Genomic DNA, 22,236 nt, shown 5'->3' with positions numbered 1-22,236 from the left:
AACATTACGGTTAAGGGAGTCCCTTCTCCGCCGGGCAAATAAGAAAGTGCCCCGCACCCGGTGCGGAGCACTTTTTTTATGGATTTAAGATCATGAAGAGGGCTTCTTCTCGATAAGAACCGTCAAGCTGATCAGCGTGACGAAAATGGTGGCTCCCATGTCCGACAATATGGCGATCCATAAGGTCAGCAGTCCGGGGATCGTGAGCAGCAGGGCGATGGCTTTCAAACCGAGCGCCAGGCTGATGTTCATCTTGATCACCCGGTTCACCTGCCGCGCCACCGATATGGCTTCAGGCAGCTTGCCGAGGTGATCCTGCATCAGCACGATGTCGGCGGTTTCCACCGCACTGTCCGTGCCTTTGCCCATGGCGATGCCCAGCTGCGCGGAGGCGAGAGCGGGAGCGTCGTTGATGCCGTCCCCGATCATGGCAACCGTTCCCTGCGCGGCAAGCTCCTTGATCTTGTCGACCTTCTGTTCGGGAAGCAGATTGCCGTAATATTCGCTTACGCCGACGGCTTTGGCGACTTTCTCCGCAGTCTTCCGGTGATCTCCGGTCAGCATGACCGTTTTATGAATGCCCGCTTTGTGCAGGGCGGCGATCACTTCACGGCTTTCTTCCCGGATCTCGTCGGAGATTCCGAACATGCCAAGCACTTTTTCCTGATCGGCGACTATAACTAAAGTAAGTCCTTCTTCTTTCAGTGAATCGATTTGCCGCTGAATATCCGCCGGAATCCGCAGGTGCTCCATGCTTTTCTCGTTGCCGAGCCAGTAGCGCTCACCTTGGAAGCTCGCCACGACTCCCCTGCCGGATACCGTTTCGATAGAGTCGGCTTCTCCGGCCCGTATGCCTTTCGCTTCGATTTCCTTCATGATCGCTTTGGCCAAAGGATGGGAAGAAGACTTCTCGATAGCACCGGCGGCCGGATAAAACCTCTGCTCATCCAGCACGACGGTTTTCTCCACATGCGGCTCCCCTTTAGTCAGCGTGCCGGTTTTATCGAACGCGAGCGTATCGATTTTGCCCAGCTGCTCCAGAAATACGCCGCCCTTGATCAGAATACCGTGACGGGCGTTGCGGGTAATGCCGGATACGATGGCGATCGGCGAAGACAAAATCAGGGCGCACGGACAGCCGACGATCAGAACAGCCAGCCCCTGATACAGCCACGTCGACCAGCTGCCGCCAAGGAACAATGGCGGAATGATAATGACAAGCATCGAGATGATCATAATAAGCGGCGTGTAATACTTGGCGAAGCGGTTGATAAACAGCTCCGTCGGCGTTTTCGTCTCCTGCGCTTCCTCGACGAGATGAAGGATTTTCGCCAGGGACGAATCCTGGTACGCCTTCTCGATACGGATTTTAAGCAGCCCTTCGTTGTTGATGCTGCCTCCGAACACCTTCTCGCCGGGCGCTTTCTCCACCGGGAGAGATTCCCCGGTTATCGCGGCTTCGTTGACCGAGCTTCTTCCTTCTTCCACGATGCCGTCGGAAGGAATTTTCTGCCCGGAGCGGACCTGTACGAGATCTCCGATCTTAAGGGACGCGATCGGGACGATCGTTTCTTGGCCGTCCGTCAGAAGCACCGCTTCTTTCGGAGCGACCTGGAGCAGCGTTTCCATGGAACGGCGGGCTTTCTCCATTCCCATTCCTTCGAGCAGCTCGTTCAGACCGAACAGGATGGCGACAAGCGTCGCTTCCTTCCATTCTCCGATCACAATGGCTCCCACGAGCGCGATAGTCATTAGCGTATCGATGTTGAATTTCAATCGGAACAAGTTTTTGGCGCCTTTAACAAACGTCATGTAACCGCTCAGCGCCATGATAATCAGGTACAGCGGGATGGACACATAAGCGGATACCCGTCCGTCCGTGAAAAACGCGATAGCGAAAAGCACCGCGGAAATGACAAGATTACGGGTGATCGCCCGGTTGGATTGCCCCCCGTGATCATGTGAGTGGCCATGATCGTGATCATGTGAGTGGCCGTGATCGTGACCATGCGAATGGCCGTTATGGCTGTGGCCGTGCCCCTCGTGCGAATGTACGCCCGCAGGCTGGGGTTTGAGCAGATAAGCCCCGTCGCTGCTCAAAATTTTCTCGACCGCAGGCATGGATATACGGCTGTCCACGGTCAGTTTGCCGCTGTTGTAGCTGAGTCTGGCTTCGGCCCCGTGTTCCAGCTTCTGAATCTGTTCTTCCAGTTCACGGGTACAGTTGGCGCAGGTTAGTCCTTTTACGCGGTGCTCCTCCATCTCCATTCCTTCTTTCCAAACAAACGTTTTTTATAAGGTATGCAAAATATGAGTATATGTTCATATAATAAATTTCTGGAAAAGCAAAGTCAAGATGCTGGAAGTTCATGGAGCACAAAAATATCGGATTCCCCCATCTCGCTTCCCTTTCCGCATCCCTTCCCGTATTCCTTTCAGCATCCCTTTCTGGAGCCGACAAGAGCGATTAGAGACTGAAATCCGAAAGGATGCTATGATAAAAAAAGAACAGGTACCAAAGGAAATCGGGAGGTTCGGATTCCATGACGGAAACGTTGTACAAACAGTACCATCCGCTTCTTTATTCCATCGCTTACCGGATGCTCGGGACTTTGAGCGATGCCGAAGATATCATTCAGGATGTTTATCTGGAGATCCAGCAGCAGGATCTCAGCCGTATCGGGAATATCAAGGCTTATTTGTGCAAGGCGGTTACCAACCGGAGCATTAATTTTCTTCAATCCGCACGCAGCCGAAGAGAAGTTTATACGGGTGAGTGGCTGCCGGAGCCGTCGGCCGTCCTGCCGGACCTTGCCGAGCAGGTGGTACAGGAAGAAACCGTCTCCTATGCGCTGCTCGTTATGATGGAGATGCTGAATCCGGTCGAGCGGGCAGTATTCATCCTGCGTGAAGCGCTCCAGTACAGCTACAAGGAGATCGGAGAAGCTCTCCAGAAGTCTGAGGAGAACTGCCGCAAAATTTACAGCCGCGTCAAAACGAAGCTTGTCCGGATGGAGCCCGCCCCCGCGCAGGCAAGCAAGCAGGAGGAACAATTCGTGAAATTGTTCATGGAGGCGGCCAAAACGGGTGATTTTGCGGCTTTTATCGCACAGATGACTACGGAAGCCGTGCTCGTTACGGACGGCGGCGGCAAAGTCCGCTGTGCATTGCGTCCCATTTACGGCTCGCGGCGGATCCGGGCGCTGTTCGAAGGCATCTGGCCGCGCGGGTATTTCAGCGGCACTCTCATTCCCGCCCGGATCAACGGAGAGTCTGGCTGCGTACTTATCCGCGACGAGCGTCCGGCCCTTGCGGTCAGCATGCGCTGGGACTGGGAACAAGGCCGTGTAGACCGGCTGTATATAGTCGGCAATCCCGAGAAGCTGCACGGAATCCGTCTATAGAGTTAACCCGAAGCAAGGAAGCGGAAAACTTTTTCCGCTTTTTTCTTTTTTTCTGTCACAAAAAAGCCTCCTCATCTGTTCTATGACTGAACTGCTAATAAGAGGAGGAAGATACCATGAAAACACGTCTTCAAATGGACCGGCTGATTCCCGAAGGATATACCGCCATGTTGGGCCTGGAGCAGTACCTGGGGTCCTCAAGTCTGGACAAATCGCTGAAAGAACTGATCAAAATACGCGCTTCCCAGTTGAACGGATGTGCCTTCTGCATCGACATGCACACGAAAGACGCGCGCAAGCACGGGGAAACCGAGCAGCGCATCTACGCCTTGAACGCCTGGCGTGAAACGCCGTTTTTTACGCCGGAGGAACGTGCGGTGCTCGCTTTGACGGAAGCCGTTACGCTCGTCGCCGAAACCCATGTCCCGGACGACGTGTACGACGAAGTGCGCCTCTATTTCGATGAGGTCCGGACCGCCGAGATTATTATGGCTATCGTCGTCATCAACGCCTGGAACCGGATTGCCGTAACGTCCAGGAAGATGCCGGCCGCCGACTGATTTCTCCTTATACTGACTTCGTTGGAAGGCTCCCTAACAAACTCTCTTGCCCTATGGCAAGGGAGTTTTTGCCGTAACGGCAGTCTCCCAGGCGACAATCAACTCCGCTTCTAATTGTCCCCCCTCTATAAGCTTGTCCGGCTTTCCTGCATAACTTGCAGAAATTTCCGCATTCTAAAGAAAAAGAACACCGGATGCTTACAAGGAGGGAACCGCATGGAAACGAAGGGACTGATGTACGAAAATATACAAAAGCTTCTTACCGGAAGCGAGGATACGGTTTATCAGCCTTTTTTCCTGTACGAGCGCTCCTGTGTCCTGATCTATATCCAATCGATTGTCGATGTGAAGACGCTTCAGGAGAAGGTCGCTTCCGTCCTCATAGCCGAAGCCCAGGGCGATCATGAGTATGAAGAATTTCTCCAGCTTCTGGAGGAAGGGACGCTGTTCCCGCTGCCCGCCAAACCCGTTTACGCGTCGCAGGATGCGGTCCGGGAACTTGTGCACGGCAAAGCGGCGCTCTGCATTGAAGGACTGGGCAGCGCTTATATTTTCGATGTCGTCAAATACCAGAAACGGGCGGTTTCCGAATCCCAGAACGAGCTCGTCGTTATCGGACCGCAAGAAGCGTTTATCGAAGATATTGTCAGCAACTTGTCCCTGCTCCGGCATAAAATCAAGCATCCCGATTTGAAAACCGTCAAATACACCGTAGGCACCTATACGCAGACGACCGTGTACATGGTTTATATCGAGGGGCTGTGCAAACCCGAAATATTAAAAGATCTGGATAAAGGAATCAAGGAAATTTCCATCGACGGGGTGCTGGGGATCAGCTATCTGTCGGAGCAGATGAAGAAAGGCAACAAGACGCCCTTTCCCCAATTCCAGTATACGGAGCGGCCGGACTCCGTCGCCGCTTCCCTGCTGGAAGGCCGGGTCGCCATTATGCAGGACGGGACGCCGTCCGCCCTTCTCGTTCCCGTCACCCTCTTGTCTCTGCTCCAGTCTTCCGAGGATTATTATCAGAGCTATTTGTCGGCGAGCTGGATTCGGCTTGTGCGGATCTTCTTCGCCATGATATCGATGCTCTTGCCTTCGTTGTACGTGGCAATCACAACTTTTCAGCCCGAAATCATCCCTTCGGATCTGCTGCTTACGATCTCCGCGGCCCGCGAAAATATTCCCTTCTCCGCGCTGACGGAGGCTCTTATTATGGAGCTGACCTTCGAAGGTCTGCGCGAGGCGGGCACGCGCATTCCGAAGCCTGTCGGCCAGACGATTTCGATTATCGGCGCGATCGTAATCGGACAGGCGGCCGTACAAGCCGGGATCGTGTCGGCGCCCATGGTTATTGTCGTCTCCATCACGGGAATCGCCTCTTATATCATCCCCCATTTTGAGCTGGGGCTGGCCTTTCGTCTGCTGCGCTTCCCTCTCCTGCTCATCGGAGGTACGACGGGCCTCATCGGCGTTTTTACCGCCACGTTCATCGTATACGGTCATCTCTGCAGCCAGAGATCGTTCGGCGCCCCATACCTGAGCCCGCTGGCGCCTCTCGTTCTCCGGGACTGGAAGGACATCTTCATGCGTGTGCCTTCGTCTTCGATGACCAAGCGTTCCAAAGCGTTCACCGACCGGAATTTCAGGAGACAGAAATAATATGCGGAGGATCGGACTTTTTCTGGTTCTGCTTCCGCTGCTGCTCCTCACAGGCTGCTGGTCGAAGGTCGAAATCGACGAACAGACGTTTATTTTCGCCTTATACATCGATCAGGGGGATTCTCCGGATAAAGTCGAAATCACGATCTCCAGTCCCCTGCCGAACCGTCTTATGTCCGGACAGCAGGCGGGAAGCGGCGCGGCCAACGGGAAACCTTACGCGATGATCAGCAAGCAAGGCAGCTCGATTCCGCAAGCGCTTATGCTGATTCAACGGGATTTGACGCGGAAGATTAATTTCGGCCATACCCGGGTCGTCGTTATCGGCAGACAATACGCGGAAAACGGAATCAAGGATCTGCTCGACTGGATGCAGCGGGAAGCTACTTTTCATCTAAGCACATATGTGAATACGGCCCCGGGGAAAGCGAGGGAAATAGCGGAACTCATGCCCGTGTACGAACAAATGCCGGCAGAAGTGCTGCTTAAAATGTTTCTGCAAAAAACCATGCTGGATACAAGCGCCAAAGAGTGCCTGATCGCAGAAGCTTCCGGTCATGGCGTCGCCACCAACTATTTGTCTATCGGGACGATGAAAATGGCAAGCGAAAACGAAAAGCCCGAGCATTGGACGGGCATTCAAGGAGTCGCCCTGTATAGCGATGACAAGCTTACGGGAGTCCTTCCAAGCGCAGAAGGCCGGGCCCTCTCCTGGGCATTGGGCGGGTTGGGCAGGCAGGTTTATACGGTGGAATGGGACGACGGCCAGGCGGATGTCCTGTTTAATCAGCTGACGAGTAAAAAAACCGTTCGCATGGGGCCCGGGGGTCCCCGGTTTACGCTGACTCTGAAAGGCGACGGAGACTTGCTCCACAAAAAGGATCCGATGAACCGCGAGGAGTTGGAAATCAATACCCTCATCGAACAAAAGCTGCGCGAAAAAATCGAAAAAGATTTGAAAAGCGCATTTGCCAAAACACAGAAAGCGAAAACGGATGTCTTGAAGCTCGGCATGCTGCTCGACTGGAATTATCCTGAATTTTGGGAGAAGAACCGCGAGAATTGGGGCGATTATTACAAGAACGATCTCGACATCGAATTCAAGTGCGAGATTACCATAAAACGGACCGGTATCCAGTCTTAAATTTTCACCGTCTCCGTCTTCTACGTACAGGAGGAATTTCCGAAATGATCGCACTGGCTTTCTTCGCTTTCGGCTTGCTGGAATGGGTGCGGACTAAGCCCAAGCCTCCCGGCAACACCGTCAAATTCTGGATTCTGTTTGCCGTACTCGGCAGTTGGAATACCTTGGCTTCCGTCTTCACCTGGTGGCCTCAGCCCAATCAGCTGACGCTTTATCTGTTGGGCTGGCTGGATTAATTTATTTTCCGGATGAAGGAGGTGAACGCGTGCGCTCGACATCCTGGCAGACGTTCCGCTTTGCGACGATATACATGATTTCTCAGCCTGTCGCTTTTCTGATTTCTCCGTTGATTACGACCTCGGGTTATCAGGGCTGGATTTCCCTGCTTATAGGCGGTCTTATCAGCGTGATTTTTCTCTGCTGCACCGTCTATATCGGACGGCTAAACCCCGGCGTACCCTGGGTCCAGTTCGGGGAACAAATCGTCGGAAAATGGCCGCACCGCATTGTGTTGTTCGTTGTGCTGTACTGGTGCGTGTATTATGTTTCTCTTGATCTCGAAAGCTTTACGCTGTTCTACGGATCTACCTACATGAGAGAAACGCCCCAGTGGGTTCTTCAGCTTCTCATCGGACTGGTCATCATGATAACAGCGCGGTGGGGATTCGTTTCCATCGTGTATATGGCGGACGGGCTTTTTCTCATCACAATGATCGGAGTGGCCGTCATTTTGGGCTTGTTTACGGCGAACGCCGATTTTCAAATGCTTCCCGCCTTATGGACCCACCACAAAATGGGCTTGGCGGTGCATGACGCGTTCACCGTCGTCTCCTGGTTCGGCGAATGGTTCGTTTTTCTGTTTATGGTGCCCCATCTGAAATTCGGTCCGAAAACGCTCCGCAACCTGCTCGCGGCCTGTGTGCTTGTGACTTTAGCTGTCTTCCTGCAGTGGCTGCTGACTTTATTGAATTTCGGCCCGTATTTCGGCAGCCGGATTCAATATCCTTTGCTTGAACTTATCCGGAGTTCCACGTTGAAAGGGTTTCTCGGCAATGCGGATCCTCTGCTGATCGGATTATGGACAACCTCCATGTTCGTGCATGACGGATTTATTCTTTATGTGGGAACCAAGTGTGCGGCCCAATTGTTTAAATTTCAGACGAGAAAAGCGATTCTCCCTCTGCTGGGGGGCACATCGGCCATATTGGCTCTTCAATATTCACGGGATACGGCCCGTTTTCTGGTCGAAATGAACTCCATGGCCATCGTCGGCTTTTGGGTGCTGGTAGACGCGCTGCCCGTTTACTATGCGATCATCGCATATGCAAGAAGCAAGCTCGGCAAAAAATACGTCGAGGCCGGCGAATAAACGGCAGATGAGCTCCGTTTCTAATTGTGCTTCCCATACAAATTCATTTTGGGCTGTGATATGGTGTAAGAAGAAGAACCGTTTTCAAAGCAGGTTCAGACGCTCATTACACTAGAAATTGGAGAGATACAATGTCAGCATCTGCCGTAAAACCATTCGTACGTCTGGAATTTTATACAAACGGGTATGAGGAAAGGCTCCGTTCTTACTATTTGCCGGACGAGCAGTCTGCAGTACAGCGCTATGCCCCGGGAAGTGCTCGCGTCTGCCGCGGGTGACCCTCACCGCTTTCCGGTTGTCATTGCGGCCGGTTCCGAGCCTGTCGGTTTTTTTGTGTTGTATGACGGCGAAGAGACCTCCCTGTATTCAGACGAACCTCAGACACTTGCCCTGAGAGCTTTCTCTGTCAATCACTCCGAACAGGGAAAAGGATACGCCAAACAGGGACTGCTCCTGCTCCCCGATTTCGTCCGGGAGGAATTTCCTCTGGCCCGTATCATTGGACTCGGGGTCAATAAGAAAAATATTCCGGCCCGGAATTTGTATTTGAAATGCGGATTCGAGGATCACGGCAAAACGAAAATCGGGCCGCTGGGTCCTCAGCATATTCTTACCCTGCCGTTGTAAAAAGAGGCAGATGCGGTCCGGCGGCTGCATCTGTTTTCCCGGCACCGAGGACTCGTTAACCTGCTGACGCCGGTTCGGCTTGACGTTTTATGCGGACCATAGTAGTATCATGAAATAATACTACTCAAAATAAGAGAGAAGGTTCCCTATGATCGAAGAGCTGCGCAAAATCGGGCTGTCGGATCTGGAAGCCAGGTGTTACCTCGCGTTGCATGAAGAACCGCACTTGTCCGGCTACGAGGTCGCCAAGCGGGTGTCTGTCTCCCGGACCAATGTTTATGCAGTGCTCCGCGCTTTGACGGAACAAGGCATATGCCGGGTCATCGAAGGGGATCCGGCGCTTTATGACGCCGTTCCGATCGAGGAGCTTATCCGCACCCTTCAATCGGATTTCGAGAAAACTTCCGCCAAGCTTCTCCAGGAGCTTAAGCCGCCGCCGCGGAAAACGTCTTCCTTCTATTCCTGGTACGGCGAAGAGCCGCTTAAAAAAGCGGTCCGCCGGGTCATTGCGAATGCCCGCAAAACCCTTGTAGTCGATATTTGGGCGGAGGACGTCCACTGGGTCGAGGAAAGCCTGCTTGATGCGGAGCGGCGCGGCATCTCCGTCACGCTCATTACGATCGGAGAAACACACAGCCCGCTCCGGCGCGTACTCGTTCACCGGCGAAGCGAAGAATGGAACAACACGGCCAGCCGGAAGTTTTCGATCTTGAGCGATTCCACCGCAGCCATTATCGGCAGCTTCACGTCCGGCCTCAAGCTGTCCGCGCTGGAAACGGATCATCCTTCGATGACGGAACTGCTGATCACCGCTCTTTATCACGATGTGGTGCTGGAAACGATCGAGGGGGATTTCGACCGGGAGCTGCGTTCCGCCTACGGCGAGGATTACAAAAAGATACTCGAACCTTACCGGGATATTTTGTAGGGGGATATGAAGCGGGGGAACGGTAACAAGCTTGAGCGGCACGGTCTTTTCTGCAAATAACACCCGAATAATGACGGGTAATGCAGCCATTCATAAGGCAGTGAAAAAAATTGAAAGCCTGATTCCATTTAATTAATAACATTAACTAACTATTTAATTAATCTCGTTAACTACTGTCATTATTTAATCCCATTAACTATTCAAGGAGTCTGCTTTAGACTCTTTTTTGTCGTTTCCCAGTTACGCTTATTATGCAATTTCCTAATCCGTTAGGCGGCATCCGTAAAATTCGATCCCCGTCGAATAGTGGATGTGCTATTGTGGAAGTATGGAAATTCAACCGTTTTGGAGGGATGCGAATATGAATGCTTCACCTGATACGATCACCCTGGCAGGCTTAATCGGAGAACCGTCCAGGATGCAGATGCTACTGGAGCTCCTTAGCGGCAAATGCATGCCGGCAAGCGAGCTGGCCGGAGCCGCCCGCATTACTCCCCAGACGGCCAGTTCCCACCTGGCCAAGCTGGTGGAGGGCGGCCTGCTCACGGTCGAGCTCTCGGGACGGCACCGGTACTACAAGCTTGCGGGGCCGGAGGTGGCCGATGCGCTTGAAGCGCTGAATGCGCTGGCGCTGCCCAAGCCGGTCAAGTCGCTGCGGGAGCACGACCGGCTCAATCATCTGCGCTTCGCCCGCACCTGCTACGACCACCTTGCGGGGGAAGCTGGAGTGGCACTCGCGGACCGCCTGCTTGAATCGGGCATCATCGGACAGTCCGGCCGTGATTTTACGGTTACGGAGAAAGGCGAAATCTTTCTCCGTGCCTTCGACATAGACTGCGCGGAGCTCCGCAGAAGCCGCAGACAATTCGCCAAGTGCTGCCTGGACTGGAGCGAGCGCAGGTATCACATCGCCGGAAGCCTCGGCGCCGCCTTGACGGAGCAGCTCTTCCGGCGGGAATGGATCGAGCGTATTCCCGGCGGGCGGGCCGTCCGGATCACCGAATCCGGGCGCGACGGACTGAGGCACTTAGGGGTGAATCTGAACCTGCGCTGAAATCGCGCTGAACTTGCAGGGATCATTCGACGGAGACCGAACAATCGGACGTGTATACTTTTTACGAGGTGATAGTGATGATCAAACAAGAAGCACAGGAAACGTTCCGGACGATCCGGCCTTCGATTCTTTATTTTGGCACGCCCGTCGTTCTGCTTACGACTCTGAACGAGGACGGAAGCACGAATATCTCTCCCCTGTCGTCCGCTTGGGCGCTCGGCAGCCGGATTGTACTTGGCATCGGGAACGGCGGTAAAGGACTGGAAAATTTGTCGCGTACGGGCGAATGCGTGATCAACCTTCCGGACAGCCCGCTGTGGGAACAGGTCGAGAAGCTCGCTCCCCTGACCGGCAAATCTCCCGTTCCGGAAGCTAAACGCGGGTTATACCGGTACGAAAAGGACAAATTTGCGGCTGCCGGCTTTACCTCTGTTCCCTCCGAACATGTGAAGCCCTTGAGAATCCGGGAATGCCCGCTCCAAATCGAAGCCGTCCTCGCGACCCTACATCCCAGTGACGGATTCTGTATCGTGGAGACGGAGTCCCGGGCCGTTCACGCCGAAGAGCGGATCATACAGGGAGAACGCTATGTAAATCCCGCCGCTTGGAATCCGCTTATTTACAGCTTCCGTCATTACTTCGGCTTGGATGCGGAGAAAGGCAAATCATTCAGGTCCGAAACCTGACCGGCATCCGCATAGACCGGCTTGTCCTACTCTACCGTCCATTCCACCCTGAACGTTCCTTCCGCATGATCGCCTGTAACGATTAAGGTAGCAACGCCGGATTCCGGTGCGCGGATGCGGATTTTGTCAGATTCCGGCGGATCTCCGGGAAGCTGCTGCACGTCAGTAAAGCTGACCTCGTATCCGCCTTTTTTCATCGTCCACGAATAGGTCAACAGGGCGGTTTCACCCTTCGGGATAGGGACCGGAACCGCTTTTTCACCGTTAAAATAAGCGAAGCTTGCCTCATAGGACGAAGGAGTGCGGACCTCCTGCCATTGTTTCGTTTCGGTAAAATCACTCCCGGCAATTACGGCCAGAACCACCGGCAAACACAAGCCAACAGCGGCCCACACTATTTTCGTTCTTCTGAACAAGGAATCCGCCGCATAGAAAAATAGCGCGCAAAGAGATCCGGTTAAACCCGAAACCGCTATATAGGACGTATTGAAAAAAAGAACGACGAACGGGGCAAATCCCCCCCGCACCGTAGATCACTATTCTCGTGCCGATCCGGGCCGACGGAAAAAATCTGAACAGGATGAGGTCGACGAGAACGGAGTAAACAACGCCATACCCGTAAACGAGCCACCAAAGATACGGAAAACTTGCCGCTTCCGAAATCTGATAGAAGCCCGCCCCGTCCCCGAGGGTGATCCCTATAAAAACGGCAAACAACGTCCCGGCCGCAGCCAGCTTGGACCCTAAAAAGCTCACCGTTCTTTTTCTCCGATGACGTATAGCCTCTGTTTCCTTCATGCCTTCTCCCCCTCCATATAAAGGCAGCTGCCTGTTCCGAGCATATCAAACGGCTTTTCGCTTAAACAGTTCTAACTTTCATAGGTCCCCCGACAGCAAAAAGAAACACCTTCTCATTCGGTTTTTTGCAACCGTCATGAAAGGTGCCTCTTTGGGTAATGCCGCAAAATGCAAACTTTGCTGTTTGGAATCGGAAGCCGAAGACTCAATAGATTCGGGTATCCGGGTGGAACGCCTCCAGATTTTGCTTGACTCTGTGCAGGAATTGACCGGTCACACGGCCTTCGAGAATCCGGTTGTCGCTGGAGAGGCAGAGATTCGCCATGGAGCGGACCGCAATCATGTCGCCCACCACCCGGGGTCTTTTTACAATGGATTCGATCGTCAGAATGGCAGCCTGGGGGTAAAGGATCGTCGGGGAGGAAAGGATGGAACCGAAGGCACCCGTATTGTTGATGGTGAACGTTCCGTCCTGCATGTCGTCCAGTGTGAGGCGCCCCGTCCGGGCTTTCTGTGCCAGAGCCGCGATTTCCTGTGCGATCCCCGAAATGCTCTTCTGGTCCGCGTATTTGATAACGGGGGCAAGAACCGAATCTTCCGTCCCGATGAGCAGGGAAATGTGCACATTGCGCTTCCTGATCATTTTGTCTGCGGCCCACACCGAGTTCATGAGCGGATAATCCTTTATGGCCGATACTACCGCTTGAATAAAAAAAGCCAGATAGGTCAATTGAACGCCTTCCCGGCGCTTAAAATCATCTTTAAGCTTCGTCCGCAGCTTCACCAGATCCGTTACATCCGTCTCAATCGTCGTCAAGGCGTGGGGAATTTCACGGACGCTCTGCAGGGTGCGCGTGGCTATCGTGTGACGAACGGGCGTTACTTTAATCATTTCTTCCTCTTCTCCGGTTGTCTCCGCTTCCGTTTGACCGAGCGGGGCCCGAGGATTGTCCGACTGAAGGATGCCCGCGCTTCTTGCGTGAACAGGCATTTCTTTCGTTTCCGTTTGATTAGTCTGGCCATGCTCCATATGCTCCCGCTCCTTTTCCCGACTCATATCAAATACAGCCGCCTTTCTATCGAGTTTTATGTATTTTCTTCCAATATTGGTTAATGGACCCTTTTGTTGTTTGAAATTTTACCTCACACATTTATAAGCTGTCAATCGATTCGCACCTATCAAAAAACCCACGTCATTTCTTACAAATTCCGTCAAATTTCACCCGCTGTAAGGAAAGCATCTAGCTGGCTAACGATTTAATTGGATGCAACTGGAAATTGCGAGAATATATGATACAATATAGGAATAAGTATTAAATAAGTCCTATTCTTGTTTCAGGCAGTACTTTTCTAAGGTGGGCTGACTGATTATCGAAATAGAAAAAAAGCCCTGCCGTACAGGCAAGGCTAATAGACTCGTTTGTAAACCGCTGCAAAACCGCAAATCTTCATCCGTGTTCAAAAGCAGGTTTGTTGTCCTTGTCGAAACCGACCGCTTTTCTTTTCCGGCCCGCCTTAGAAGCTAAATACGGAAGCAGGTAATAATCAAGTCCGAATCTCCCGGCGTTTGCTCCTGCGGCCGCCACGAAAAATCCGAGCAGGATCATCCAGGGATTCGTGCTCACCGTTCCCGCAAACATATACATGAAGTTCATCAACAAACCGAAAGAAGCCGCTACAGCCGTCAATCCTCCGAGAATCAGACCGAGACCGACCAGAAGCTCTCCCCATGGAACCAGAACGTTAAAAGCTTTGACACCCGGCAGGGCCACATTTTCCAGAAAAGCATGATACGTCGGATAAACGAGAGCGTTAGTCGCCTTATCCGTCACCGGCTTGGCGATAGCACCCTTCATAAAACCGCTTGCATCAAACCCTCCCGTAATCTTGCCCCATCCGGCGCTTGCCCATTTCCAACCCACATAAAGACGAAGCAAAAGCAGTAAACCCGAAGCGTAAACATTCGTTCTTAACCAATTCATCATTCCGATCATCTCCTTTTGGTATGGCTCCGCATCAGCATGTCAGAGCTGTGTTTTGGTGAAAATCTCCATTCATTCAATCCAATAATGGATATAGATACCCTCCTTTCCATGTAATGGTAAACGACGCCTTAATTGTACTTGATTTTTAAAACGCTATCAATTTGTTTTTTGCCGTTAATTAATGGACTTTTCTCTCCCTCACATCGAATGTGAAGCACAAATGGCGCCAGTTCAGGGAGAATTAAAAAAAGCCCGCTATGACCGGGGGCTAAATTTAATGAATCTGTCCTCACTCCCGAAGCTCTTCCCGCAGCGGTTTTACACGATCCGGAATGTCGGCCGTTCCGCAGGGGACAAGCTGCGCACGGAAGGTGCCTTCATAGCCGAATACAGGACCGAGCACGGGATTGCTCACCTTTACGGAAATTTTATACGCGTCTTCGCGATCATCGTACCATTCGCAGACATCGGCGATACCGGTTAATCCCGCGGGGAAAGGAAACTGGAGCAGGCCTTCATAAAACCGCTGGTCTCCCGACCGGATGCGGATGCCGCCGCCGGGGGTTGGCGCAAGATCAAGATCTACGGCGAGATGCTGCTTGTTTCCGAGATAATCGACGATACGTCCGCGCCGGGTGCTGTAGATCATCGTGGCATCGAAATGACGGACTTTGGAGCCGAAGGCGAAGTTGCGGATCCAGGTTACCGTTTCCCGGCCGTAGCTGTCCCGGTAAGCGAAGTTTTCGATGGAGAACGGAATTTCCGTGCCGCTCTCCGGAAACATGATGTGCCGCGCTGTGCCGATCAGCAGCGGGAGCGCCGACCACTTGCTGGCCCAGATGCGGTGCATCACCCCTTCGCCGATGGAAGCGACACCGTCAACGCTGTCAAATCCGAACCGCTCCCGGATGCGGGGATGCAGCCTGGCGAAGTCCTCCCCTAGCGCCCGCTCGTATATGGATGCCATTTCGGTTCCGCCTCCTTCCCCTTGCCGCGCGGCTTACGCAAACATCGCCTTGCCTGCGGCAAATCCACCCTCGACCAGAAAGCCAGCAGGCACAGGCCGGCCATCGCTCCGCTTAAGGTCAGCGGATTAAACGGCGCCTGCAGCAAATGCGGGCTCCTGGTCAGGGCGGCCGCGGCCAGCGCAATCAGCAGCGCCGCCTGGGCGAGGTATACGCCGCCCTGCCTGTGAACCGCGGCACCCAGCAGGCCGATGCCGATCTCGCCCGCTCCGAGCAGGGCGAGCACAAATCTCTCGCCGCCTGGGAACCACCCGGCCGCCTGCAGAACGGCCAGCTCGCCTCCCTCCGGGAAGAGCAGCTTCGGCACCAGCCCCTGGTACATCCAGAGCAGTGCGAGGAGTCCCGCGCTAAAATAGTGCATAAGTGCGCGCTGGATGCTGACCGACGGGGGGATTTCTTTTTCCAGCCAGATCCGGAGCATGTCAAAACTCCAAGCCGTCGCATAGCCGAATAGCGGGCGGAACAAAATCCGGTCGAACCAGCCTCCCGCCGTTCCGAAACGCGTCTCGTACGTATAGGAGGTCGCGAACGTTACTCCGCCGCCCTTGGGCGTATATTTCCAATATCCGCTCCCGCTGCGGATCAGCGAGATCCGCTGGGCGGAACCGAATTTGAGGCCTGAAATGCGTTCCCCGGTAAGCAGGTTTACTTTGGCTTTCGTCTCGCCCGTTCCCGCGATGTCCATTCCGAAACCGATACGTGTCCGGTAATGAAACCGCTGAGGCTCTTTTTCCCCGCTTCGGGGCAGATAGGTAATTTCCGTAAAGCGCAGATCCCACTGCTGATGCAGTCCCGGAGTCTGCGTCGCTTTCCAAAGCGCCTCCATGTCCGTCTGAATGTCGAGCTCCACATAGACCGGCTTTGCTTTCATTCGATTCGCCCCTCTCCGCGTCCCGGCGGATCACAAACCGGGTGATTCCGTGACACAAAATGTAGAACCCTTCGAGCATTTCTCTCCTATCACCATTGTCATAACGCCAGTATAGGACATAACAATGCTTTTGCTCAGTTCTAACTTTTTTAGAACGCGACAAAAAGAGGTTCTACGATCGTAGAACCTCCTGTCGGCCATAGCGCCGGATCATGGGGGGTTATTTCCCTTGTTTATCCCGCGAAATGCCCCGTCTCCTCACTTTTTCCACCGCTTCTTTACTGCTTTTGACCCCGAGCTTTTTAAGCATCTTATTGACCTGGTTTTTCAGGGTGCTTTCCGCCTTCACGAGTTTTTTCTCGATTTGGGACTGCGTGTAGCCCTCCTCTATCAATTCGAAGACTTCCCGTTCCGCGGCCGTCAGCTCTTTTAGCTGTTCTTCCCGTTTGAGCCGGGAAAATTCCTTCAGCAGAGCATCCATTGCGGCCGGATGACGATAGGCGCTGCGTATGGCCTGGGGAACTTCGCGGAATCTTGTTTTTTCAATATAATTGACGGCTCCCGCGGTAAAAGATTCCGTCATGATATGTTCGTCGGACATCGAGGTCAGCATGATGATCTTGACCGGACGCAGTTCCATCATTTCCGCTGCGGTATAGATGCCGTCAAGTCCGCGATCGGTCAGCTGAATATCCATCAGCACCACGTCGAAATCAAGCTTCGCCGCCATACGGACCGCCTCGTCGGGATGAACGGCCGCGCCGACGACCAGGAGATCGTCTTCTTTATTTAAATAGGAAGTCATCGCTTTGATCCAATCCGGATCATCTTCCACGAGCAGTATTTTAATAAGTTCCATCAGTCTTCTCTCCGTTTAATTGAACGATTTTGCTGCGCGGAAAATAAAGACGCACGCTCGTTCCGGCACCCGGTTTGCTTGAGATCTCCACCGAGCCTCCGGATTTCTGCATCACGTTGTACACGTAAGACAAGCCGAGTCCGTAATTGTCCGCTTTTTTCTTGGTCGTATAAAACGGCTCAAACACGCGCGGCAGTTCGCCCGGAGGTATTCCGCCGCCCGTATCGGAGATGCTCAGCACAGCGCCCTGCCGGACCGGTGCCAGCGTCACGGTAAGCGTACCCCCGTCCGGCATCGCTTCGGCCGCATTGCCCAGCAAATTGCCGATAACCTCCGTCAGATGAACGGGATCAAGCCGGACCGAAGGACGGCATTCGAAACTAGTCGTGATCGTTATCTGCTGCGTTGCAAATAACCGTTCGTGCAGGCGGACGGCGTCCATAGCCAGCTTATCGATTGATACCGGCCGTTCTTTAAGTACGATCTCCTTCGTCCGGTTATGAATACGGCCTACCATATCGAGCATATGATCGGAGGCGGATGCGATAATCCGCAGATGCTCCTTCACTTCCGCATCCTTTTCGCCCAGGCTTTCCTGCAAATTTACCGTACTGAGCGATATTTTGCCCAGCTCGTTTTTGATCGAATGATTGAGCAGCGTCGTGCCGGATGTGACCGCCTGCATCGTCGTGTCGAGCGAATCCCTTTCAAACCGGAGCCGGATGCCCAGCACACCGTAAACAAACACGCAAAGCAGCGCCACCGCAAACGAATATAGAATAAAAACGGAAACATACCCGAAGAAATCGAATGCGGGAGAAAATACGCGTGCCACGTTAATAAACAGCAGTACGCCAAGCAGCGTGGGAACGATGATCAGCGTTGTGATGAGCCGGTTCCTTCTATGAACGGGATTCCTTTCTTTCCGGAGAGAAAGAACAAGCAGCCAGCAGGCGCTCAGATAATAAGGAGCCGTCCACAAAAGCAGCGGGCCGTAATGGATGGCAAACGCATCCTTATAAGCCGTGTACATCAGCATGGCGGGAACAGGCAGCAGCAGCAATCCTTTGGCAAGCCGCCTGGCCCGCGGATTGTTCTCTAAAACGCCCGAATAGACCAGACTGAAAACGAGTACACCGTAAGGCGTCAGCGTATGGTTAATAAATTCCGCGGCGTGAGCGAGTTCCGTAAAGCCATTTTGCCGGAGCAAGCCGGTCAAGCCGCCGATGGAAGCGCTGAAAAGAAAAAACGCCGCCCACCGGTTGGTCTCTTTATGAAGGTGCGGAATCAGAACAAGCAGCGAGGCCGTCGAGAGGGCCACAAAATAAAAAATCATTGTATCACCTTTAGGAAAGCCGTTATGTTTATCCTACCATATTCCTCCCTAGAAATCCGATCACGGATAGCTTTTGCGGAAAATTCTGATAGTATAGAAGGAAGGGCTCCTACCGGGAGTCTTATTTTTACATAAGGAGGCATACCCCTATGACGACTAACTGGAAAGAAAGGCTTACCGGCATTGCCGGCGCGGATTTGGGGATGGAAGGAGGAATCTACTATGAACCTTAGTCTGACGGGTTCCCGGCACCAGCTCATTAATCAGCTCGTCTATTTCGACGAGGAACTTCATCAGTTCCTTGAGCTTTATTTTCCTTCCCCGACAAAATCGCGAACCTATACGGAAGAGCGCCTTCACGAGTATTCCGAAGCGCTCACGAATCTGATCAGTGAATTCAGCGAAGAGCTTCTGCATTCCAAAGTGCTGATCGGCAGCAAAGTGCAGATCCGGTACCTGGATGATAACGAGTCCGATACGTACTCGATCGTTTTTCCGTCCAAAACAGACCCGGCCAGCAACCGGATTTCATTCTTATCTCCTATCGGAAGCCATCTTCTGCTGGGATCGCGGGAACAGACGTTTACGATCGAAACTCCATCGGGTGAATGCAGCGTGAAGATCGAAGATATCCGGTACATGAACGCCGGCGACGTTTAACCGGTATACGATTTGTATCAAAGGGTAGAATACAAGCAACCTTCTAGAAATTTTTTCCGTTAGTAAGGTTGAGGTGAACGACATGATGAAAAATAAAAAGAACATGATTGCAGCACTGACTCTGGGATGCTCTCTTCTGGCAGCTTCTTCCGCTTCGGCGTTTTCCGACGTTCAAGGCCCGGATGCCGCCGTTATCGAGTCTTTACAGAGCAAAGGAGTGATCCAGGGCGTGTCGGAGGACAAGTTTGCGCCTCAGGGCAAGCTGACGTCCGTGCAGGGCGTGCATTTGATCGTCAAAGCTCTGCAGTTAAAGGCAGCCGGAGAAACTTTACCTGGTGCAGACGCGCCCTGGTACGCCGAATCGCTTGAAATCGCCGCAAAAAACGGGCTGCCCGTCGAACTGGCGGCAGATGCGTCTGCCGAGCTGACCCGGGAACAGTTTGCGCATCTTCTGTTTAAAGGAATCCGCGCGACCGGCGACTATCCGCTGATCAAGATGTATATTCAAGTTGCGGACGAAAAAGAAATGACTCCGTCGTACCAAGGCAGCATACAAAATCTGCTGCTTATGAAAGTAGCCTTCCTCGACGGCAAAAACGAGTTCCATCCCAAGGCACCTATTACCCGGATGGAAGCGGCCGGCATGATTGCCAAAGCGATTGAATTCACCGACCGCTACAAGGAACGGACGGATAATCAAGAGAACCAGGAAGTAAGCTTTACGGTCGAAAAGGTAAACGAGGACATCAACAAAATCGTACTTACCCGCAAGGAGCAGCCGAGCCCCGGATACGGCATTTCGATTACGAAAATCGAAATGAACGACAACGGGCACGCGAAAGTCCATTACAAGCTGACTTCTCCCGAACCGGGCAAAATGTACCCTCAAGTCATCTGGTCTTCGAAAACGGAAACCTATGTTTCTAGTAAATATAAAGTCGATATCCAGGCCGACTGACTGACAAGCGCCGCTTCCGTTTAGAGGAAGCGGCGCTTTTTTATCCGCATATTGTCACTTGCATCCGCATGAATTTTTTCCCCCGGTACTTGAAGACGGCATTCTGATTAAAACACTTTTATTGGGGTAAAAATGGAAGGAAAGCTCAGCGTCTATCTCGCTCTGGAGGTATCCCCCAATGGCTGCACGACACATAACCGGACATAGCTCCGAAGGGCGTATCGCCTACCTCGGCCGCAATTTAGGATCCGGATTTCTTTTCGGAGTCGGAATGGTTGCTTTTATAGATGAGACGGTTTTTCATCAGTTGCTTCACTGGCATCATTTCTATGACAAGTCCACTACGGACATCGGACTGATCTCCGACGGTCTGTTTCATGCGCTCAGCTGGTTTGCGACGATCGCCGCGCTGTTCATGTTTGCCGACCTCCGCAGGCGGAACGTCTGGGTAAAAAAACGGTGGCTGGGCGGTTCGCTTCTCGGCAGCGGTATTTTTCAACTTTATGACGGAACGATCCAGCATAAACTTATGCGTCTCCATCAAATCCGCTATGTAGACGATGTTGCGGTGTACGATATCATCTGGAACCTGGTGGCCGTTGTCATGATCGTGACCGGAAGCCTGCTTGCAGCCCGTGCCCGCAAAGAAGTGGAAGCGGCAGAAAGAAGCGGCGCAAGGTGAGCGGTCATGTGCATCACGACAGCGCAGTATGGCCGGGCTGGCTTTCTTTTCTGCCCTTCCTGCTTATACTTCTGCTCTACGTTTATGGCGCGCTTAAAAGCGGCCGGAGTTACAAAGCATGGCCGCGCCGCAGATATTTGGTTGCGTTTCTCGGTATCGCGAGTGCCGCCGCCGCTCTTGCTGGCCCCCTTGCCGACCGTGCGCGCACGGATTTTGCCGCGCATATGACCGGGCACCTGCTGCTCGGTATGCTGGCTCCGCTCTTTCTTGTACTCGCGGCGCCAGTCACGCTGCTTCTGCGGTCATTGCCCGTCCGGGTATCGCGGCGTGTTGCCGGTGTAATGAGGCACCGGGTATTCGGGCTGCTGAGCGACCCGCTAACCGGTTCTCTTCTCAATATCGGGGGACTGTATATTCTATACTTGACGCCGTTATATTCCCGGATGCATCACAGCTTTATGTTACACGTGCTTGTTCATGCCCATATTTTCCTCGCAGGCTATTTATTTACGGCTTCTCTTATTTCCATAGACCCGGCACCGCACCGTAAAAGTTTCGTTTACCGGTCCCTGGTGCTCCTCCTCGCACTGGCCGCACACGGAATTTTGGCGAAATATTTATACGCCCACCCGCCGGAAGGTGTTACAGCGGAGCAAGCGGAAACCGGATCGCTGATCATGTATTATGGCGGCGATGCCGTAGATATTGTGCTCATCACGTTATTTTGCCTGCAGTGGTACAAAGCGGCCCGCCCCCGCGGCGCCGCCATAGCTGGCCTGCCTCAGAAAAGCCGGAACTCCTAACAGTTCGGCTTTTTTGTCGTCCCGACGAGAGGCTGCTCATCGACATCCGCTGCTGCAGGTTCGATGCTTAAAGATTTCTACTACCGGCTTTACGGAAAGCGGATTGCTATACAGCGGCTTTTCATCCTAATGGAAATAATCAAAGGAAGGTTTTAAAAAAAAGCTTGATAAACAGGAACATTTGTTCTAATATACGGATATTAGGTATTTAATGGAGGGATTGGCAGCGATGGACACACTTCATTCCGGCAAGCCGGATAATCTTAATACATCAATCCGTCCATGGTCAGATGATGACTTCTCCTTGCTTCAGCGGATGAATACCGACGACATGTGGGCCCATCTCGGAGGACCCGAGACGGAAGCCGCGGTAGCTTCCAGACACAAGAGGTATTTGAAACTCGAACCGGGCAAGGTGCGCATGTTTACTATTCTTTCGGATGACGACACTGTAGGCAACGTAGGCTACTGGATGCAAAATTGGAGAGATCAGAACATTTTTGAAGTGGGCTGGGGCGTTCTGCCGGAATTTCAAGGGCGCGGCATCGCTTTCACCGCAACATCGGCCATGCTCACCATCCTTCGAAACGATGTGCCCGGTGCAATCGTTTATGCGTTTCCCGACGTGTCCAACTCTGCTTCCAACGCCATTTGCAGGAAGCTCGGCTTCTCGCTCGTGGGAGAAACGGAAGTTGAATTTCCTGCAGGCTCCTGGATGAAGTCGAATGAATGGAGACTTCAACTTTCCGGACAAACCGAATAGCGGACTGTTTCGTTTACTTCTTTACATTTAAGAGAAGAACGGCCGCAGACCGATCCGGCGCT

The 22,236-nt window shown here is 52.9% G+C and carries 23 protein-coding genes; 15 read left to right on the top strand and 8 right to left on the bottom strand.

Annotated elements, in window-relative coordinates:
- Positions 1–90: 90 nt before the first annotated feature.
- Entirely contained in the window at positions 91–2,262 is a 2,172-nt protein-coding gene (locus ABC395_RS12665) for a heavy metal translocating P-type ATPase (protein ID WP_413003507.1), read from the bottom strand.
- A gap of 281 nt (positions 2,263–2,543) precedes the next feature.
- Here ABC395_RS12665 and ABC395_RS12660 point away from each other — a divergent pair, with 281 nt between their 5' ends.
- From ABC395_RS12660 to ABC395_RS12615, 10 genes are all read left to right on the top strand, one after another.
- Positions 2,544–3,404, top strand: a complete 861-nt coding sequence (locus ABC395_RS12660) for an RNA polymerase sigma-70 factor (protein ID WP_413003505.1) — start codon at positions 2,544–2,546, stop codon at positions 3,402–3,404.
- Between the two features lie 116 nt (positions 3,405–3,520).
- Positions 3,521–3,964, top strand: coding sequence for a carboxymuconolactone decarboxylase family protein (locus ABC395_RS12655; protein ID WP_413003503.1), 444 nt, complete (start codon positions 3,521–3,523; stop codon positions 3,962–3,964).
- Positions 3,965–4,180: 216 nt separating this feature from the next.
- Positions 4,181–5,626 carry a spore germination protein gene (locus ABC395_RS12650; RefSeq protein ID WP_413003502.1) on the top strand — a complete coding sequence of 482 codons (1,446 nt, stop codon included), beginning with the start codon at positions 4,181–4,183 and terminating at the stop codon, positions 5,624–5,626.
- A 1-nt stretch (position 5,627) separates the two neighbouring features.
- Entirely contained in the window at positions 5,628–6,770 is a 1,143-nt protein-coding gene (locus tag ABC395_RS12645; RefSeq protein ID WP_413003501.1) for a Ger(x)C family spore germination protein, read from the top strand.
- Between the two features lie 44 nt (positions 6,771–6,814).
- On the top strand, positions 6,815–7,006 hold the full coding sequence (locus tag ABC395_RS12640; protein WP_413003500.1) for a hypothetical protein: 192 nt from the start codon (positions 6,815–6,817) through the stop codon (positions 7,004–7,006).
- 29 nt (positions 7,007–7,035) lie between these two features.
- Positions 7,036–8,139, top strand: coding sequence for a GerAB/ArcD/ProY family transporter (locus ABC395_RS12635; protein WP_413003498.1), 1,104 nt, complete (start codon positions 7,036–7,038; stop codon positions 8,137–8,139).
- A 243-nt stretch (positions 8,140–8,382) separates the two neighbouring features.
- On the top strand, positions 8,383–8,766 hold the full coding sequence (locus ABC395_RS12630; protein ID WP_413003496.1) for a GNAT family N-acetyltransferase: 384 nt from the start codon (positions 8,383–8,385) through the stop codon (positions 8,764–8,766).
- Between the two features lie 148 nt (positions 8,767–8,914).
- Positions 8,915–9,694: a TrmB family transcriptional regulator gene (locus tag ABC395_RS12625; RefSeq protein WP_413003494.1), complete on the top strand. Its 780-nt coding sequence runs from the start codon at positions 8,915–8,917 to the stop codon at positions 9,692–9,694.
- Positions 9,695–10,055: 361 nt separating this feature from the next.
- Positions 10,056–10,748 carry an ArsR/SmtB family transcription factor gene (locus tag ABC395_RS12620; RefSeq protein WP_413003492.1) on the top strand — a complete coding sequence of 231 codons (693 nt, stop codon included), beginning with the start codon at positions 10,056–10,058 and terminating at the stop codon, positions 10,746–10,748.
- 77 nt (positions 10,749–10,825) lie between these two features.
- On the top strand, positions 10,826–11,434 hold the full coding sequence (locus tag ABC395_RS12615) for a flavin reductase family protein (protein WP_413003491.1): 609 nt from the start codon (positions 10,826–10,828) through the stop codon (positions 11,432–11,434).
- 26 nt (positions 11,435–11,460) lie between these two features.
- Here ABC395_RS12615 and ABC395_RS12610 read toward each other — a convergent pair whose 3' ends face one another.
- The 7 genes from ABC395_RS12610 to ABC395_RS12580 form a co-directional block, all read right to left on the bottom strand.
- Positions 11,461–11,829 carry a hypothetical protein gene (locus tag ABC395_RS12610; protein WP_413003489.1) on the bottom strand — a complete coding sequence of 123 codons (369 nt, stop codon included), beginning with the start codon at positions 11,827–11,829 and terminating at the stop codon, positions 11,461–11,463.
- Positions 11,830–12,437: 608 nt separating this feature from the next.
- Entirely contained in the window at positions 12,438–13,289 is an 852-nt protein-coding gene (locus tag ABC395_RS12605) for a 2-oxo acid dehydrogenase subunit E2 (protein ID WP_413003487.1), read from the bottom strand.
- Between the two features lie 391 nt (positions 13,290–13,680).
- The gene (locus ABC395_RS12600; RefSeq protein WP_413006738.1) at positions 13,681–14,214 is read right to left on the bottom strand and encodes a DoxX family membrane protein; all 534 of its coding nucleotides are present in this window, start codon (positions 14,212–14,214) and stop codon (positions 13,681–13,683) included.
- Positions 14,215–14,506: 292 nt separating this feature from the next.
- On the bottom strand, positions 14,507–15,184 hold the full coding sequence (locus ABC395_RS12595) for a DUF4166 domain-containing protein (protein WP_413003485.1): 678 nt from the start codon (positions 15,182–15,184) through the stop codon (positions 14,507–14,509).
- Complete coding sequence (locus tag ABC395_RS12590) at positions 15,157–16,113, bottom strand: DoxX-like family protein (protein WP_413003483.1); 957 nt, start codon at positions 16,111–16,113, stop codon at positions 15,157–15,159. Before ABC395_RS12590 ends, ABC395_RS12595 begins: the two co-directional genes overlap by 28 nt.
- Before the next feature lie 220 nt (positions 16,114–16,333).
- Positions 16,334–16,972: a response regulator gene (locus ABC395_RS12585; RefSeq protein ID WP_413003481.1), complete on the bottom strand. Its 639-nt coding sequence runs from the start codon at positions 16,970–16,972 to the stop codon at positions 16,334–16,336.
- Positions 16,959–18,308 carry a sensor histidine kinase gene (locus ABC395_RS12580; RefSeq protein WP_413003479.1) on the bottom strand — a complete coding sequence of 450 codons (1,350 nt, stop codon included), beginning with the start codon at positions 18,306–18,308 and terminating at the stop codon, positions 16,959–16,961. Before ABC395_RS12580 ends, ABC395_RS12585 begins: the two co-directional genes overlap by 14 nt.
- A 222-nt stretch (positions 18,309–18,530) precedes the next feature.
- On the opposite strand from ABC395_RS12580, the gene ABC395_RS12575 reads away from it, so the two are divergent.
- The 5 genes from ABC395_RS12575 to ABC395_RS12555 all read left to right on the top strand — a co-directional run bounded on the left by ABC395_RS12575 (position 18,531) and on the right by ABC395_RS12555 (position 22,174).
- Positions 18,531–18,968, top strand: coding sequence for a GreA/GreB family elongation factor (locus ABC395_RS12575; RefSeq protein WP_413003477.1), 438 nt, complete (start codon positions 18,531–18,533; stop codon positions 18,966–18,968).
- Positions 18,969–19,050: 82 nt separating this feature from the next.
- On the top strand, positions 19,051–19,926 hold the full coding sequence (locus ABC395_RS12570) for an S-layer homology domain-containing protein (protein ID WP_413003476.1): 876 nt from the start codon (positions 19,051–19,053) through the stop codon (positions 19,924–19,926).
- Positions 19,927–20,104: 178 nt separating this feature from the next.
- On the top strand, positions 20,105–20,608 hold the full coding sequence (locus tag ABC395_RS12565; RefSeq protein WP_413003474.1) for a DUF2243 domain-containing protein: 504 nt from the start codon (positions 20,105–20,107) through the stop codon (positions 20,606–20,608).
- A complete protein-coding gene (locus tag ABC395_RS12560; RefSeq protein ID WP_413003473.1) occupies positions 20,605–21,411 on the top strand; it encodes a cytochrome c oxidase assembly protein in 807 nt (268 codons plus the stop codon). The genes ABC395_RS12565 and ABC395_RS12560 overlap by 4 nt, the downstream gene beginning before the upstream one ends.
- Before the next feature lie 229 nt (positions 21,412–21,640).
- On the top strand, positions 21,641–22,174 hold the full coding sequence (locus tag ABC395_RS12555) for a GNAT family N-acetyltransferase (protein WP_413003471.1): 534 nt from the start codon (positions 21,641–21,643) through the stop codon (positions 22,172–22,174).
- The last annotated feature ends 62 nt before the right edge of the window (positions 22,175–22,236 follow it).

This window comes from Paenibacillus canaveralius, assembly GCF_047238265.1.
Lineage (GTDB): Bacteria > Bacillota > Bacilli > Paenibacillales > NBRC-103111 > Paenibacillus_F.
This window is presented reverse-complemented; position numbering and strand designations above follow the sequence as displayed.

Excerpts from the sequence above, each read along its gene's own strand:
- ABC395_RS12665 (WP_413003507.1), bottom strand. The coding sequence starts at position 2,262 with ATGGAGGAGCACCGCGTAAAAGGACTAACCTGCGCCAACTGTACCCGT.
- ABC395_RS12660 (WP_413003505.1), top strand. The coding sequence starts at position 2,544 with ATGACGGAAACGTTGTACAAACAGTACCATCCGCTTCTTTATTCCATC.
- ABC395_RS12655 (WP_413003503.1), top strand. The coding sequence starts at position 3,521 with ATGAAAACACGTCTTCAAATGGACCGGCTGATTCCCGAAGGATATACC.
- ABC395_RS12650 (WP_413003502.1), top strand. The coding sequence starts at position 4,181 with ATGGAAACGAAGGGACTGATGTACGAAAATATACAAAAGCTTCTTACC.
- ABC395_RS12645 (WP_413003501.1), top strand. The coding sequence starts at position 5,628 with ATGCGGAGGATCGGACTTTTTCTGGTTCTGCTTCCGCTGCTGCTCCTC.
- ABC395_RS12640 (WP_413003500.1), top strand. The coding sequence starts at position 6,815 with ATGATCGCACTGGCTTTCTTCGCTTTCGGCTTGCTGGAATGGGTGCGG.
- ABC395_RS12630 (WP_413003496.1), top strand. The coding sequence starts at position 8,383 with ATGCCCCGGGAAGTGCTCGCGTCTGCCGCGGGTGACCCTCACCGCTTT.
- ABC395_RS12625 (WP_413003494.1), top strand. The coding sequence starts at position 8,915 with ATGATCGAAGAGCTGCGCAAAATCGGGCTGTCGGATCTGGAAGCCAGG.
- ABC395_RS12620 (WP_413003492.1), top strand. The coding sequence starts at position 10,056 with ATGAATGCTTCACCTGATACGATCACCCTGGCAGGCTTAATCGGAGAA.
- ABC395_RS12615 (WP_413003491.1), top strand. The coding sequence starts at position 10,826 with ATGATCAAACAAGAAGCACAGGAAACGTTCCGGACGATCCGGCCTTCG.
- ABC395_RS12605 (WP_413003487.1), bottom strand. The coding sequence starts at position 13,289 with ATGAGTCGGGAAAAGGAGCGGGAGCATATGGAGCATGGCCAGACTAAT.
- ABC395_RS12600 (WP_413006738.1), bottom strand. The coding sequence starts at position 14,214 with ATGAATTGGTTAAGAACGAATGTTTACGCTTCGGGTTTACTGCTTTTG.
- ABC395_RS12595 (WP_413003485.1), bottom strand. The coding sequence starts at position 15,184 with ATGGCATCCATATACGAGCGGGCGCTAGGGGAGGACTTCGCCAGGCTG.
- ABC395_RS12590 (WP_413003483.1), bottom strand. The coding sequence starts at position 16,113 with ATGAAAGCAAAGCCGGTCTATGTGGAGCTCGACATTCAGACGGACATG.
- ABC395_RS12585 (WP_413003481.1), bottom strand. The coding sequence starts at position 16,972 with ATGGAACTTATTAAAATACTGCTCGTGGAAGATGATCCGGATTGGATC.
- ABC395_RS12580 (WP_413003479.1), bottom strand. The coding sequence starts at position 18,308 with ATGATTTTTTATTTTGTGGCCCTCTCGACGGCCTCGCTGCTTGTTCTG.
- ABC395_RS12575 (WP_413003477.1), top strand. The coding sequence starts at position 18,531 with ATGAACCTTAGTCTGACGGGTTCCCGGCACCAGCTCATTAATCAGCTC.
- ABC395_RS12570 (WP_413003476.1), top strand. The coding sequence starts at position 19,051 with ATGATGAAAAATAAAAAGAACATGATTGCAGCACTGACTCTGGGATGC.
- ABC395_RS12565 (WP_413003474.1), top strand. The coding sequence starts at position 20,105 with ATGGCTGCACGACACATAACCGGACATAGCTCCGAAGGGCGTATCGCC.
- ABC395_RS12555 (WP_413003471.1), top strand. The coding sequence starts at position 21,641 with ATGGACACACTTCATTCCGGCAAGCCGGATAATCTTAATACATCAATC.